Annotated in this window: 16 protein-coding genes and 1 pseudogene; 4 read left to right on the top strand and 13 right to left on the bottom strand. The window is 69.0% G+C overall.

Annotation, left to right across the window (positions count from 1 at the left end; translation table 11 throughout):
• The 9 genes from ACZ3H8_RS39940 to ACZ3H8_RS39900 all read right to left on the bottom strand — a co-directional run.
• Positions 1–233, bottom strand: a 233-nt coding sequence (locus ACZ3H8_RS39940) for a DUF3846 domain-containing protein (protein WP_467410150.1), incomplete at its 3' end; no start/stop codon positions are given.
• A 189-nt stretch (positions 234–422) separates the two neighbouring features.
• On the bottom strand, positions 423–827 hold the full coding sequence (locus ACZ3H8_RS39935) for a hypothetical protein (RefSeq protein WP_467410148.1): 405 nt from the start codon (positions 825–827) through the stop codon (positions 423–425).
• 643 nt (positions 828–1470) lie between these two features.
• The gene (locus ACZ3H8_RS39930; protein ID WP_467410146.1) at positions 1471–1815 is read right to left on the bottom strand and encodes a hypothetical protein; all 345 of its coding nucleotides are present in this window, start codon (positions 1813–1815) and stop codon (positions 1471–1473) included.
• A gap of 96 nt (positions 1816–1911) precedes the next feature.
• Complete coding sequence (locus ACZ3H8_RS39925; protein ID WP_175303455.1) at positions 1912–2145, bottom strand: hypothetical protein; 234 nt, start codon at positions 2143–2145, stop codon at positions 1912–1914.
• Positions 2142–2411 carry a hypothetical protein gene (locus ACZ3H8_RS39920; protein ID WP_467410143.1) on the bottom strand — a complete coding sequence of 90 codons (270 nt, stop codon included), beginning with the start codon at positions 2409–2411 and terminating at the stop codon, positions 2142–2144. Before ACZ3H8_RS39920 ends, ACZ3H8_RS39925 begins: the two co-directional genes overlap by 4 nt.
• A gap of 75 nt (positions 2412–2486) precedes the next feature.
• Positions 2487–2876, bottom strand: a complete 390-nt coding sequence (locus ACZ3H8_RS39915; protein WP_467410141.1) for a DUF3846 domain-containing protein — start codon at positions 2874–2876, stop codon at positions 2487–2489.
• A gap of 299 nt (positions 2877–3175) precedes the next feature.
• Positions 3176–3388 (bottom strand): hypothetical protein, encoded by a 213-nt coding sequence (locus tag ACZ3H8_RS39910; protein ID WP_467410139.1) that lies wholly within the window; start codon positions 3386–3388, stop codon positions 3176–3178.
• A 70-nt stretch (positions 3389–3458) separates the two neighbouring features.
• Entirely contained in the window at positions 3459–4124 is a 666-nt protein-coding gene (locus ACZ3H8_RS39905; RefSeq protein WP_467410138.1) for a hypothetical protein, read from the bottom strand.
• Positions 4079–4759, bottom strand: a complete 681-nt coding sequence (locus ACZ3H8_RS39900; RefSeq protein WP_467410136.1) for a WYL domain-containing protein — start codon at positions 4757–4759, stop codon at positions 4079–4081. The genes ACZ3H8_RS39905 and ACZ3H8_RS39900 overlap by 46 nt, the downstream gene beginning before the upstream one ends.
• 310 nt (positions 4760–5069) lie before the next feature.
• Here ACZ3H8_RS39900 and ACZ3H8_RS39895 point away from each other — a divergent pair, with 310 nt between their 5' ends.
• A complete protein-coding gene (locus ACZ3H8_RS39895; protein WP_467410134.1) occupies positions 5070–5366 on the top strand; it encodes a hypothetical protein in 297 nt (98 codons plus the stop codon).
• 1646 nt (positions 5367–7012) lie between these two features.
• Here ACZ3H8_RS39895 and ACZ3H8_RS39890 read toward each other — a convergent pair.
• The gene (locus ACZ3H8_RS39890) at positions 7013–7150 is read right to left on the bottom strand and encodes a hypothetical protein (protein WP_467410133.1); all 138 of its coding nucleotides are present in this window, start codon (positions 7148–7150) and stop codon (positions 7013–7015) included.
• A 125-nt stretch (positions 7151–7275) separates the two neighbouring features.
• On the opposite strand from ACZ3H8_RS39890, the gene ACZ3H8_RS39885 reads away from it, so the two are divergent.
• Positions 7276–8028, top strand: a complete 753-nt coding sequence (locus ACZ3H8_RS39885; protein WP_467410131.1) for a hypothetical protein — start codon at positions 7276–7278, stop codon at positions 8026–8028.
• Between the two features lie 184 nt (positions 8029–8212).
• Here ACZ3H8_RS39885 and ACZ3H8_RS39880 read toward each other — a convergent pair whose 3' ends face one another.
• Together ACZ3H8_RS39880 and ACZ3H8_RS39875 are read right to left on the bottom strand one after the other, a co-directional pair.
• Positions 8213–9259: a DUF6292 family protein gene (locus tag ACZ3H8_RS39880; RefSeq protein WP_467410129.1), complete on the bottom strand. Its 1047-nt coding sequence runs from the start codon at positions 9257–9259 to the stop codon at positions 8213–8215.
• Between the two features lie 68 nt (positions 9260–9327).
• Positions 9328–9708: a hypothetical protein gene (locus ACZ3H8_RS39875; protein ID WP_467410126.1), complete on the bottom strand. Its 381-nt coding sequence runs from the start codon at positions 9706–9708 to the stop codon at positions 9328–9330.
• 554 nt (positions 9709–10262) lie between these two features.
• On the opposite strand from ACZ3H8_RS39875, the gene ACZ3H8_RS39870 reads away from it, so the two are divergent.
• Positions 10263–12566, top strand: coding sequence for a NucA/NucB deoxyribonuclease domain-containing protein (locus ACZ3H8_RS39870; RefSeq protein ID WP_467410123.1), 2304 nt, complete (start codon positions 10263–10265; stop codon positions 12564–12566).
• A 96-nt stretch (positions 12567–12662) separates the two neighbouring features.
• Positions 12663–13373, top strand: a complete 711-nt coding sequence (locus ACZ3H8_RS39865; RefSeq protein ID WP_467410122.1) for a hypothetical protein — start codon at positions 12663–12665, stop codon at positions 13371–13373.
• Between the two features lie 10 nt (positions 13374–13383).
• Here the strand turns inward: ACZ3H8_RS39865 and ACZ3H8_RS39860 are convergent.
• Positions 13384–13611: pseudogene (locus ACZ3H8_RS39860) on the bottom strand (IS110 family transposase); the annotation flags it as partial.
• Positions 13612–13816: the final 205 nt, after the last annotated feature.

Here is a 13816-nt window from a genome sequence, read left to right as displayed (position 1 = left end):
GTGAAGCCGAAGCGGACCGCCAGCAGCGTCGCCAGCTTGTTGACCGGGTGGTTGTAGAGCCCTTCGTCGTCCAGCCACATGTCCACCTGGTCGGTGAGCGCCACGACGTCCACCCGCTCGCAGCGGATCACGGAGCGCATGACGACCAGCCGGCCCGCGGTGTCGGCGGGCAGGTTGACCGGGACGATGTCCGCCTCGGGGGTGATGAGCAGGGCGCCGGGCGTGTGGGTCATGGTGACTCCATCTCTCGCAGAGGTGTTTTCGGTGTTTGGCCGACTGCCACCGCCGACCAACGAGACAACTATATCCCATACTGATCACGCATGTCCAATGCGAACCGCCCTTCAGCCTGGGGAAGTTGCAGGCGCCAGGCGGTTCACCTGAGGGCCGGGGCGCAGCCAGTCAGGCTGCGCCCGGGGGTGTCAGTCCTGGACGAGGTGCAGGGCGCGGGCCTGGGCGGCGGTGTCGAGCGCCGGGGTGCACCACTGGATGCTGTCGAGGACGATCAGGTCGGTGATGTCGTCGAAGCCCTGGGGGGCGCTGGCGAGCATCCGGATGCAGTAGGAGAACGCGAGGGCGTCGAGCGCGTCGGTCGGGGGGTTCTTGCGCAGCGCGGCGACGTAGGCCAGCGCGAGCAGTCCGAAGATTTCGGAATCGATGATCTCTTCGACCTTCCAGCCCGTGCGGCGCGTGAGCGGCACCATGCGGGCCAGCAGGTGGCCCATGGCTTCCTCCACCTCGGCCTCGGTGTACGGCATTTCCGGCTCGGGCGCGGGGGTCGGGGCGGGGACAGTGGAGAAGTGACGGCGAGCGTTCGCGTCGGGCATGCTTCTCCCTCGGATCGGAGCGTGTGTTTCCGGCTGCTGGTCGGACTGCCACCCGCCGACTGGCATACTCCAATTATGCATTCTCTGAGTATTCATTTCAAGGGTTCTGGATCAACAAAGCGCCGGTATTTCCCATGGTGGGACGGGGTTTTGGGGCCCGGGGGCGGGGCACTGTGCGGGCCGCGTCGCCGCCCCATGGCGCGGAGCGCCGAGGGCCGAGGGGAACGGCAGCGCGGAGCGAGGGAGCGGGGCGCGGAGCGTCCCCGTGACCGGCTGCCGGGGCCCCGGTGCGTGAGAGCGCGGAGCGCTCGGTCCGGATGGCCGCGGAGCGGGTGTCCGGCACGCAGCGAGGTGGGGCGGGGGAGCGCAGCGGACCCGCCCCACCGTGCGACGCGGACGGCGCAGCGCCCCGCCCCCGGGAAAGGACAGAGCGCCGCACCCTGCTGCGCCGCAGCCTGCCGACCGCTGCGCCCAACCGCCAAGAGAGCGGGCCAGTTTCGCGGGCGACGCCGGGTGAGGGATCCGGCCGGCTGCTCTGGCTCACCGTCCCAGGCCTGGCCGGGCCGGGCTGGGCGAGGTGCAGGGCGCCGACCTCGGCGCCAGGGGTGGGGCGCAGCCGGTCGGCTGCGCCCCGAGGGCCTGGCTAGGTGCGCGGGCTGGCCGCCTTGGACTTCAGCACAGCGCGGACGGCGTCGACCGCGGCGGCGGTGTCGGCAACCAGGTCGGTACTGCTGCTCTCGTGCAGCACGGTGACGGCGCCGCTGTCGTCGTTGAAGCAGACGGCCCAGCCGCAGTGTTCGGCCGGGGCGTAGTCGACCCAATTCTCCTGTTCGCCTGTGCCGCTGAACCAGACCTGTCCCCCGCCTGGGGTGTCGATGGCGATCCAGAAGCAACCGGCGCTGATGTGCCCGTCCGCGCGGGAGGCGATCCCGGCTTCTGCGAGCATCCGCTGCGCGTAGCGCCCCGCGGTCTCGGTCGTATCGGTCATGGTGTGCCTTCCTGTGCGTGTTCTCGGCGCGGGGGGGCCCCCCCCCCCCCCGCGGGGGGGGGGGGCCGCCGGGGGGCGCCCCCCCCCCGGGGGTGGTCAGTCCTCGTCCCAGTCGTTGCGGCAGTGCTCGTAGGCGAGTGCTGCGGCGGTGTCGGGGTCTGGGGCGTCGAATTCCTCGGCCCAGCGGGTGAAGTCGTCCTCGCTGGTGGCGAGCAGCTCGATCTGGTCGGCGACCGGGCCGGGCAGGACGGCGGCGATGAGAAGTTCGGTGCAGTCGACGTCCAGCGTCAGGCCGATGACCGTGTAGGTCTGGGTGGCCGTGGCGGTCATGCGATCAGCTCGAACGTGGGGGTTTCGATGGCCTGGTCGCTCAGGTCCCCCATGAACGCGCCGACGACGTAGGCGCCGTTGTCGCCGCCCCAGAGGGTTTCGGGACTCTCGCCGTCTTCGCCGTCGGCGCGGTGCGGGAAGTGTTCCAGTACAGCTTCGGCGGCACCTTCCTTGGCCTCTTCGTAGGTTTCTCCCTCGGCGACGACGGCGAATGCCGAGGCGAGATCCGGAACGCTGTACCAGTCGCCGATGATTGCGTATTTCACGGGTTTTCCTCTCTGGATTCTCCGGGTGGGGGTGGGCCCCCGGAATTCACATCCGGGGCCCGGTGTGACCTCGTGTCAGCGGCGCTGCGGGCCGGGCACGTGAGCGGCGTGGCGCAGCAGGTAGAGGTCGACCAGCGCCAGGGCCTGGTCTTCCGTCAGTCCGTGGACCATGTCGCCGCTGGCATCCGTGGCGCCGGTGAAGACGACGTCGCCGAAGAACAGGCCTGGGTGCGGCTGGTAGGCCAGCAGCAGCTCCGAGGCGTGCGCGTTGCGGGGGCGGCGCAGTGGGATGGCTCCCTCGTCCGTCCACATGGTCAGCTCGCTGGTGAGGTTGACCGGCCGGGCGGTGTCGCAGCACAGCGCGTGCTGCGGGGTGATGACGGTGTGCCAGTGCAGCAGTCGGAACGAGCCGGTGGGCGGCACCCAGAGCGCGAAGGTCTCAACGGCCGTTGCGGTCGCGGGCATAGCTGTCCCCTTTGTTCGGAGGATGGGTTTTCGGTGCTGGCCGACTGCCACCGCCGACCAAGGAGACAACTATACCATTCATGCGTCACGAACGGAGGATGCGCGCCAGGCTATTTTCCGAGGTCAGGGGCCGTTCGGGCGCCATGCCGGCCGTCGCTCACCGGGCCCCGCCGGCCCTGGCCCGCGGGGCCCCAGGAGGCCTTCTGCGGCCTGAGGTGCCACCCCCTTGGGCTGGCGACCAACGGCTGCGCCCCGGCGCGGCGTAGGGCCGTTCCGGGGCGCGGGAAGGGTGTCTGATGTCAGGCGGCGAGGGTGACCTGCGGGGTGCCGTTGCCGGACGGGTCCAGGTATTGGGGGTCCAGGTCGACGGTGACCATCTCAGTGTCCCCTTGAACGGTGAAGATGGTGGCCCAGGATTCTGGGTTGCGGTGGATGGCGAGCGCCTTGCGCGCGGCATGGACGGGGCTGGATGCATCCAGGTCGATCGTCCAGGTGACCTGATATTCGGGCACGGCATCTTCCTTCGGTGTCGGCGGGTGGTCGGGGCTCGCCCTTCGGCGGGGCCCGGGCAGGCGATGGTGGTCAGTCGGCGGCGGGCAGGAGCTGATTGCCGGTGCGCTGCCAGTAGCCAGCCGGGGCGCGTTCGGCGCGCATGCCGTGGCCGTGGGAGGGGGCGGGCATGGAGTGGCCGTCGGCGCAGACGTAGCGGCGGGCGTCCGGGTGTCGCCGGGCGACGTCGCTGGTGGGCGGGTACGGCTCCAGGGCCGCGAAGCGGCGCTGCGTACCGGTGTGGTCCCAGATCGGGTCGCCGGGGGCGTAGTCGGTCGCCTGGACCGTGACGGTGTGGTGGGGCCGGTACTGGCGCCACAGGCGCGCCTCGTGGGTGTTGCAGACCTGGGCCAGGGACTCCAGCAGGGCGAAGTGGTTCTCGTCGTCCATGCCCGGTGCGCTGTCGGTCTCGCGGCTGTTGCCGGTGAAGTGGACTGTGCCCCGGATGTCCATGGGGTCGTATCCGCAGAGTTCGGCGAGGGCGGCGGCAATGTCGTTGGGCTCGTCGGTACTGGCGGGGTGGTGGTGCATCTCCGCCCCCCAGGCCAGCCGAACGGTGTTGTACGGGCCGGGGTCGGAGAACAGCCCGGCGAGGTCTAGCTGGCCATCCGATCCCTGCTCGCGTTCACCGACCAAGCGGTCAGGACGCAGGGTCACGAAGGTGCGGACCGCGAATGGGTCGGTGAATTGCGTCGACACAGAACTCTCCCTGAATTCGGGTGTGGGTTTCCGGTGTTGGCCGCGCTTCGGGTGGAACGTGGCAGGTGTCGCGGGAGCGGTGCGGGCGGGGGCGAGCTGGGATGCCAGGGCGTGGACGGGCACGCGAAAGACTCCGGGAGGTTCGGAGCGGCGGGGCGGGAGGTGTGCGCCGCGCTGCCGCGCGGTGCTGACGGGGGGCGGGCCGGGGCGGCGGGCCCCCCCCGTGTGGGGCGGGCCCGCGTGGGCGACGCGGCCAGCACGAGCGGCTTGAGGTCCGGGTTTTCGCGGTCCATCTCCAGGGAGATCAGCTCGGCCACGGTCCCGGCAGCATGGGTGAAGCGGGTCTCGCCTGTCGGGACGTCCAGCACGAAGCGCATCCGGTGGATCGTGTAGGTGACGATCTGCTCGGGGTGGAAGGTGCGCATCTCGCCGCGCGTGCGGCACATGGCACAGACGATGATGCGGCCCTTGCTGGTGGTGCGGATGTCGTGAATCTCGATGGTGCGCACCGTCTCTTCGCCGTCAGCGTCGATGTAGGTGATGGTCACGGCGCGCTGGCCGTCCATCGCGCGGATCAGGTCCGCCAGCGTGCGGGTGGAGGTCTGACGGGCGGTGTGCTTCATCGTGTTGAACATCGGGGTCTCCCAGCGAAGTGATGTGTCTTCGGTGTTGGCCGACTGCCACCGCCGACCAACAAGACAACTATATCCCATACAGATCACAACGGAAGCGAAAGAGGCCCCGCCTGGACCTTTTCTTGGAAATTCGAGATTTCTAGACGGCGCGAGCACGCCATCAATCACCTCGAGATGCCGCGACAACACAGCGGCGCACGGCTTCCCCGTTGACCGTGTGATGCATGAGGGATATAGTTATCTCAGTCGCCCAGGCAGTGGCAGCCGGACGGCAACCGGAAACACCGCATCAACCGAGGAGAAGCAAACGATGAGCACCCTGACTCTCTGCTGGAGCGCCCCCTGGACCGCCGTCTCCAGCCGCCTCTACTCCGCCCTCATCATGGCGGGCGCGACCGAGGGAGCGTCCTCCCGCTCCGCTTCTCTGTACGACCTGATGTGCAACCTGGACGACGCGGCCGCCATGCGCGCGGCCCGCGACCGGGCTACCGACCCTGTCACCGTGAGCGCGCTGGACGACGAGCTTGCCGACCTTGACGCCGAGCACACCGACATCCGCCACGCCCTGCTGCGCCGCTTCGACGGCGTCGACCACGACCACATCTGACACCGCACCGAAACGGCCCCGCCCACCGGCGGAGCCGTTTCGCGTTCTGCCGACAGCGCCGATGAGTGTCGGCCGGATACGCAAGAGCCCCGCCGACGGGGCGGCGGGGCGCATTCAGTGTGACAGGCGAGCGCTACGAGGGTGCCCGTTTTGCCGCTTGGCTCGCCGCGCTGGCGAGCCTGGCACGGCCGACGAGCTGAGCCGGGGCAGGCAGTCGGGGCCGGCGGACGAGGCGCCCCGACGTGATGCGGGAATCGGAGTAGGGGCAAGAGAGGGACGACAGAGCGAGCAGGCCGCGCCGGGCAGTCAGAACATCAGCCTCTTCCTCCGGCTATCGCGAAGAAAGAGGTGTCGGCGAGCGAAAAGGGCTTGCCCAGGAGGCCTGACCAGGCAAAACACCCAAGATCGAGAAAGGGGGGTTCACACCTCCGGCAGTACCTCCGGTGCAACCGTGGATCCCCCTGTGCAGGCAACTGTGCAGACACCTTTGGGCGCAACCCTCTTCCGGGTGCCCTTCAGCATGCTTGCCCAGAAGTCACCGGCCACCCAAGTCGCCGAAGTGACTGAGGAACTCGGGTCAGACGCCGGCGTTGGCGCCACTCTTCAGCGAGCTGCCGGGCGAGCTGTGAAAAGAGGACGCGCTTCGCGCGGCGACAACAAGACGCACAGCCGACCCGTGTCAGCAACCATCGCGTGCGCCGGAACGGAGGGCGTGCTGGAGCGCTGCACCGGGCCGTGAACCGGCGGGACGGTTCGCCGCCCCGTCGAACCAGCGGCGGCGCTGGGGCGCGTCGTCGAGCCCTTCGCAGCAAGTACCAGCGCGCGTGGGGACGGACCAGCTGGACGTGGCCAGCTGGACGGTCAGGGGGGACGGTGCCAGCCAGGCGCCAGGCAGCCGCCCCCCTCAAAACGTCATGCGTCGGCAAGGAAGCGCGCCGCCGCTTCAGCGGTCAACGGCGACTTCCAGCTCAGCATAGAGGTTGCGAACGGTGTGACCGGAATCGCCGGAGTTCTGTCGGGCCTGCCTCGGCCTTGGGACTGGCAGAGTCACCTATCAGACCGTCGCGTATTCCCCGTCTCGGCTTGGATTCCTGTGACTTCCCGTGACTGTTGCGTCCCTTGGGGATAGGGAATTGGCGGTGCTCGAGTACGGGACTCAGCCAGTTGGGGATCCCTACATGTCGCCGGGGACCAGGGCCGGGCGTCGTCGGACGGAGCAGCGAAGCCTCGCCCGCCCAATTGTGCAAGCTCCGGGTCAACTCTCCGGAATGGGGTCTGGCGAGGCACCGCCCTTCTGAACCAGTTCCGTGATAGGTCCCCGCGTCCCTCGGTATGGACCGTAATCTCCTAGCATGGAATGGTTAACGGCCGCCTACTGGGGGGCGTTCGGCGGTTTCGCCATGGAAGCCCTTGACTTCATCCGTGCGGTGCGGTGGCATCGGCAACTCCCCTGGAAGGTCGAGTCCAGCTCTGCAGACCTTGGGGTTCCCAGAGCTCGCAGAGACGTACGGCCCGGGGAGGAGAATCTTCCAGCCACGGGCTTTCCGGCATACGCGACGGCTGCGGTGTTCCGGGTCGTGGTCTCTGGGGGAATCGCCGGGGCGATCGCAGCTAGTGCCCCAGTGGGATCTATCACCCCATGGCTCTCAGTGATCTCCGGTGTCGGTTCGCTGATGATCCTGGAGCGGCTTCTGACGTTGATCCCCTTGCTCGTGCAGTTTGGCAAAGATGCCATCGTCGGGATGGTGGATGCTCACCGGGCCCAGCAGCAGGCGCAACAGCAACCGCAGATACCTCCGCAGGCACATAGGCTCATGCCTCTTCCTCCTGAGCAGAACCCGGGCATGCCTGGAGCGGGTGGTGGTGCTCCAGCCCAACCGGATCCGGGAACGGGGGGAGTGGTCCAGTGATGGCGATCGCAGCCGAATCCTTCGCGGGACGGTTCCTGGCCGCTGTTTCCCGGCGCGCGCCAGCGTTTCGGCCGGCGCAGCCGCTCAGTCCTTCGCGCTTGGATCCCTACGTGCTGAAGAGGGCTGCCAGGGTTCACGCCGCGCTGAAGGGCATAACAGCTGATGAGCGCCTTGGAGCCAGGGCCTCCGTACGCTACCTATCGTCTGTCTTGACGTACGTCGCGGCCAGCGTCAAACGTGCGAGCAGCGACTTGACCTTCCTTGCCAGCGAGGACTATGAGGTTCGTCTTGCTCAGGCCTGGCGTGCGGAGAGCGCCATCCATGATCGGCTCGATTGGTCTTCTGCCGTCCGGGTATTGAAGGCCGAAGTCCTGGAGTTACTGATCACGGTGCACGTTGAAACGCAGAGGTGTGCTGACATTGTCTTCCCGAATGGATTCACTGTCGTGCCCTCGATCGACGCACTGTCACTTGGTCCGGAACTTCGAGTGAGGCTGGCGAAGGCCGCGGACGTGATGGCGGACGTGAGTCAGGCCCTCCAGCTGGCTGCAAATGACTTTTCTGGTGCCGATCTGAGCCATGTCCGCTTGGAGCAGAAGGACCTGGCGTGGCTGCGCTGGGATGCCTCAACGCGGTGGCCGACAGGATGGGCCGAGCGGATCCGGCGGATGTCGCTGGAGACTGCGCCGGGCCAGTTTGTGGTGCAGCCGGTGGACGCAGGCGATAGGACGGAGTCGCTTGCGGACGTGTAGCGCCTGAGTGGTGGCGTGAGGGGTCTGGTCCGCGTGCCCGGGTGCGGGCGGTCGCCCTTCGGTGCGAGCAGTTGCCGGCAAGCAGGCCATGGACGCGCTCAACCGCCGCTTCGGCTCCGGCACCGTGGGGCCCGGCGGCCAGCTACCGGCAGGCTGACTGAATCGCGGAAGCGGCCCGGTTGTCTCAGACCCTCGGGCGCTTGGAGCCTTTACGGCCGTCGGCGAGCGCGTCGAGCAGTTCGGCCGGTTCCGGCTTGAGGCTGCTGCCAAGGTAGCGGATGCCCTCGCCTTCCGGTGCGATTCCGGTGTCCTTGCCGATCGGGTGCCGCCGACTGGTCGCGGTGCGCCATCCGTACCGCTCGTCCCACACCAGCGCCGGGGCGCTCTGGCCGGCGGCGAGCGGGACGGCGGCCGCCAGGTGCTCGTCGGCGAGCTGGCGGACCTCGACCTGGACCGGCTGGGCGACGCCGGCCTCGGTCAGGGCGTCGGCCACCTGCTGCAGGTACGGGAGCGCCTGGCGGGCGCGCAGCTCGGCCTCGGCGATCGCCACGGCGCCGCGGTGGGTGATGGTGGGGTATCCGAGCTGCTCGGCGGCCTGCTGCGGGGTGAGGTGTGGCTGGGCCTCGAGGAGGTCGGCGATGCGTCGGCCCCGCACCTGCGCGAGGCCGGCCTGGGCGGTGGGGAACGTGGCGATGCCCAGGGTGTCGGCGACGGTGGCCAGCGTGACTGCCGGGTCGTCGTCGAGCAGTTCGGCGATCCGTGGCAGGAGTTCGTCGCGCGGGATCATGTCGCCGCTGCCCTCTCGGCGGCCGCCGCCGGCGCCGCGGCCGGGGCGTGAGGCCTTGAAAGCGCGGACGACGTGGCGCGGCCAGTGCTCCGTTCCGCCGTCTCCGGCCGGGACGAGGACGACGTGCTTGGTCAGCTTCGGGTCGCTCTTGTACTTGTTCCAGCTGGCCGGCGCCACGCCCAGTACAGCCGCGGCCTCGTGACGGTCCAGCAGGTCCTTGTCATCGTCGGCATCCGGCAGCGCGGGGACGGGCTTGCCGGCGTAGAAGGCGGCGGTCTGCTCTCTGTCCCACAGCAACGCCCGGGAGTCGGGGGAGCTGATCGGGGCGGGGTGCCCCTCCTGGGTGTGTGGCTTCTTGTTGCGGAAGGTGCCCAGCGGCATGCCGAGCGCGGCGGCCAGGTCGGCCATGGTCTGCGCGTACGTGAGGCGTCCGGCGCGAATCATCTTCTTCGTTCTCCATCACGGGGCGGGCGGGGGCGCCGGTGTCGGCGCCCCGCCCGGAGCGGGGCGGTTCAGGTGGTTGAGGGGTCCGGCAGGCAGTTCGGCATGCACGGCTCGCCGGGCTCTGCGCCGCATCCGTTGCAGCTGCGGGCGGCGGCTTCGACCAGTGGCTGGAGGTAGGCCAGGGCGCCGGCAGCGTGGGTCAGCGGGACCAGTTCGGCGGCGGTGATGACGTAGAGGGCGTGCGGCGCGCGGCCGGTGGCGCGCACCCGGATGCCGGCCGTGTCGCCCGGGCCGGAGGCGAGGGCCGGCAGGACAAGGTCCTGGCCCTCGCGGCTGACGTTGGCGCCGACGGCGGTCAAGGCCTGGGCGAGCTGCTCGAGTTCGGCGGCCGCGGCCGCGGCGGTTGCCGGCCATGCGAGGTGCGCGCGGCCGGCGGTCGCGCGGTTCACGGCATCCGGGACGGCGGGGCCTCGAGCTCCTGGGCGGGGTCGTCGATGTCGTGCCGGGTGAGGTAGACGGGCATAGGGATGCTCCTTGCGAGAGTGTCTTCGGTGCTGGGGCGCTACCACGACGCGCCAACGAGAAAACAATACCCCTCTTACGTCACCCTCGGCAAGGAAGCACGTACCGAACGCTGTGTTGTCCGGCTAGACTCGATGACGAGACCGCCTCTCGGGTTCTCCCGCGGAGTGTGTGTTTTCGGTTGGCCGGCGCCCTTGCCACCCGCCTCGGCGGATTGGGCGCCGGCCGTTTGCATGCCCAACCCCACCCGCCCCGCTCCACGACGCGTAAGCGCCCCTCGCGCCGGTCGACACCCGACTCGCCATGTCCATGACCTGGTTGACAGCGCCGATGCAGCGTCCGGGCCGCCCCGAGCTTTGTGAGGGCATGACAAGCGGCGGCGGTCCGTCTACCATCGCGGCACGCAATAGCGTTTATGTGGCTGGGGGGGGCAATGCGGAACAGGTACTTCCGAAATAGGTTACGGACGACGGCGGTTGTCGTGTCGTTGGCGCTCCCGGTGGCGCTGCTGAGCCTGCCGGCGCCCGAGGTGGCGGCGGCTGAACCGGTCAGGCTCGTCCCCGCCGCATGCGCGGGCATGACCCCGCCGCAGGAGGAGGACCACTCCGCCATCCGGCTCGAGGCACCGGAACACAGCGCCGAGGTCGCGGTCGACGAAGAGGGGAAGATCGACGTCGCCGGCGTCCTGCACAAGCACGCGACGATGGTCGACGTCTCGGTCGGCAAGCTGGTGACGACCGACTTCACCCTCGGCCCGCCACCGGACGGGGTCTCGGGCTGGGCCTCGTCATGGCAGACGCGCCTGCGGCCGCCGGAGCTGGGCGACAACCTGGTGTGCACCCGCGCCGAGCGCGAGCCCAAGCGGCACGCGAGGATCCTGCGCTCCGTCACCGTCGTCGACAACATCCCGCCGAGCAACGTCACCGGTCTGGCCGTCGGCGACATCACGGCGTACTCGGCGAAGGCGACCTGGGCCGCGGCCACCGACAACTACGGCCTCGCCGGATACGAGATCAGGGTTGACGGCGGCGCCCCGCACCGTACGAACAGCGGCACCCGCTCGTACACCATCACGGGGCTGACGCCGGAGACCGAGCACACCGTGTCCGTGGTCGCCGTCGACCTGGCCGGCAACAAGTCACCGACGCCCGCCACGGCGACCTTCCGCACCGCGCAGAAGCCGCCGGAGCCCGTCGGGCTGGAGTTCGCCCCGGGGGAGGGCGGCGCCCTCGCCACCTGGCACCCCGATCCCGCCTACGACGTCACCTACCGGGCCTTCCTCGACGGTTCTCTGTACGAGGAGTTCTCGCTGAAGCAGTACTGCGAGGACACGGCCGGCAACCCGGCGGACCCGTGCACCGCGGACAGCGTCGTCAAGTTCCCGATCGAGCCCCTCGAAGCGCTCACCTCACACACGTTCCGGGTCGACGCGATCGGCGAGGACGGCACGAAGGTGCGGGACTTCGGGGGCGAGTTCATCACCTCGGCCGTCGAACCCGCGGTGCCCGAAGCGGTCACGCAGCAGGTGACCAGCGAGGGCTCACAGTGCGCCGCGCAGGGCGGCGACTTCTACATCGCGCCGAGCCTGCGCGCCGACGTCCCGGTGCCGGCAGGAGCCACGCAGGTGTTCGCGGGCTGCTACACCGCTGCGGACGCCACCTGCATCGAGGACAACCTTCCGCTGGACGAGGACAAGAAGCTCGACTGCGACGACGACGTCACCGACCTGCTCAAGGAGGTCTCCCCGCCCGGCAAGGGACCGGCGATCGACCCGCTGAGCGGCACCACCGGCCAAGTGGGAACGCAGTTCGTGCCAGGAGTCGCGGTCCAAACGGTCGCCTGGTGCGCCCAGGGCGCCTGCGCACTGCTGCTGGCGCCTCCGACGGTGGCGGTCGAGGCCGCAGCGGGTGCGGCCGCCACCTCCGCCGTCGCCACCTTCGTCGTAGTCACCATCGTGGGGATCGTCATCGGGATCGCGCTCGGCGTGCTCTGGGCGATCCTCTTCCCCGGCGAGATAGCCATCGGAGGGCTCCTCGAATACCCGATCCACCACGACGACGACCTCACCACGTTCGACGACTGGCACCTGGACGACGGCGATTGGTACAACAGCCTGAAGGCGTACGCCCAGGTGATCACGACGACGAAGGAGTTAACCGGCCGGGACAACCTTCCCTTCGCCTGGGACGACAGCGAGGACGCGAACCTCAAGCGCATCATCGACGCGGCGTGCACCGCCCAGCGGGGCACCCAGGGAATCGCGGCTTGCGACGACGACGTCGTCGTCTACGTTCCCGGTGGTACGAACTACCGGGGTGCGCCCATGCAGGAGACCGGGACCCATATCGTGGAGGCCATGGGCAACGGAAGCTACCCGCAGCCCCCGGCGCGGTCCAAGTGGTTCTACCCGGGGCGCAGCGAACGCGGCCAGGCCGCGACGGCCGCGGGTTACGACCGCAACTGGTACGACAACAACCCACGGTTCCAGCCGAACGTCTGCAACGGACGGGTCGCGAAGACCTGTGACGAGTTCCCGTTCTGGGCGACGGACCAGGCGGTCGACCTGTCGGGTCTGACCGCTTCCCTGAAGCCGGTGCCGAACTCGGAGTCGCTGCCTCAAGCCCATGACCTCTCCGCGTTCTACGGCAAGTGCAGGGTGAAGGACACGGACAAGTTCATCGTGCTGCCGATCAAGCCCTGGGTCGAGGCGAACGGGCCGAGTTTCGGATTCCGGATCAACCCGGGCGGGACCGACCTGTGCATGCAACCCAAGGCACTTCCGTGATGACGGCGACACCATTCGGAAGGAAAGTTCGTACGGAAGGCAGCTTCGTCATGAAGGCAAACTCGTCATGAAGGCAACTCCGTAATGCTCGATGACATGCCGGCGCTGCGTGAGGCAGTGCAAGGCTACCGGGCGGCGGCGTCGGCTGCGGGCCTCACCTGGCCCGCGGCCGGCGCCCCGTCCGGCGTGCGGCCCCCGCCGGACCTCGTCCACCGGCTCTTCGACGTGGACCATGTCGCGGAGCAGGTGACCTGGCTCCAATCCCAGGGATGGCATGCGCGGCGGCTCCTGCCCAACGGCGGAGAGCTGCTCCCGTGGCCGACCGACGGGGAGACACTCGACACCCTGTCGCTCTCCGTCGGCGTGCCGTTCCCCTGGCGGCATCAGCTGCCGCTGTTCCACTTCGACATCATCGTCTACACGTTCGTGCTCGCCGGTGATCACGAGGGCGAGATCTGGCGCTATGAGATCGCCCCGGACGCCTGGGACGCGGTTCGAGCTGCCACCAGCCTGGCCGCCTTGTTCTCCACCTGGACGAAGGGGATCGAGGCCGGTGTGATCGGATACAACGACTTCAACGGGTGGCTCTCCGTCTCCGACGGCACCCGCAGCGGCCTCGACCTGCTCCAGGGGAGAGCGCCGAGCCTTGATCCCTTGGCCTTCCCGGTGTCCGTGGCCCTTCACCCGCTGCTGCGGGCCCGACAGGCCGAGTGCGGGGTTAACGTGAGCTGCGTCGACCGGGGCTTCGAATGCATGGAGGAGCTGCTCGGCGAGATCGAGGCCATCCGCACCTCCCTCGGTGTCTGAGCGGATCGGGCAACAGGGCGAGCTCAAGGGCGGCCCCGCCATGGTTGATGTCCACTGCCCACAACGCGTCTTCGGAGAGCGCGAGTACGTCGCCGATCAGCTCCAACAGTGCGGACTCGTCGTTCAGGACTCGCCGCGACAGGAGGGGTTCGCCTTGCGCGTCGATCACCACGCAGTGGTGATGTTCCTTGCCGATGTCCACTCCGGCCCAGATCTGGGGCGCGGCCACCTCCGCCAGCTCGTCGTCACAGATCGATCCCGCAGACGACCTCGCCGACGTTGTCCTACACAGCGATCAAGTCGCGAATCCCAATTAGCGGCCGAGTCGTCGGGGGGCTCCGGGCGGCCAAGTTTTTTTAGCCATCGAGCGGCGACAAGCTCACAGCCATACCCAGAACCCCTGGGTCCTGCCGATCCTACGAATGACCGGCTCAGACCCACGC

Source organism: Streptomyces sp. NPDC002868, from assembly GCF_055563295.1.
Note: the sequence above shows the minus strand (reverse complement) of the source record. Positions and strands in the feature narration are given on the sequence as shown.

What these genes read in the sequence shown, in the direction of transcription:
- ACZ3H8_RS39915 (WP_467410141.1), bottom strand. Translation starts at nt 2,876, where the DNA reads ATGCCCGCGACCGCAACGGCCGTTGAGACCTTCGCGCTCTGGGTGCCG.
- ACZ3H8_RS39900 (WP_467410136.1), bottom strand. Translation starts at nt 4,759, where the DNA reads ATGTTCAACACGATGAAGCACACCGCCCGTCAGACCTCCACCCGCACG.
- ACZ3H8_RS39895 (WP_467410134.1), top strand. Translation starts at nt 5,070, where the DNA reads ATGAGCACCCTGACTCTCTGCTGGAGCGCCCCCTGGACCGCCGTCTCC.
- ACZ3H8_RS39885 (WP_467410131.1), top strand. Translation starts at nt 7,276, where the DNA reads ATGGCGATCGCAGCCGAATCCTTCGCGGGACGGTTCCTGGCCGCTGTT.
- ACZ3H8_RS39880 (WP_467410129.1), bottom strand. Translation starts at nt 9,259, where the DNA reads ATGATTCGCGCCGGACGCCTCACGTACGCGCAGACCATGGCCGACCTG.
- ACZ3H8_RS39925 (WP_175303455.1), bottom strand. Translation starts at nt 2,145, where the DNA reads ATGACCGCCACGGCCACCCAGACCTACACGGTCATCGGCCTGACGCTG.
- ACZ3H8_RS39930 (WP_467410146.1), bottom strand. Translation starts at nt 1,815, where the DNA reads ATGACCGATACGACCGAGACCGCGGGGCGCTACGCGCAGCGGATGCTC.
- ACZ3H8_RS39865 (WP_467410122.1), top strand. Translation starts at nt 12,663, where the DNA reads ATGCCGGCGCTGCGTGAGGCAGTGCAAGGCTACCGGGCGGCGGCGTCG.
- ACZ3H8_RS39935 (WP_467410148.1), bottom strand. Translation starts at nt 827, where the DNA reads ATGCCCGACGCGAACGCTCGCCGTCACTTCTCCACTGTCCCCGCCCCG.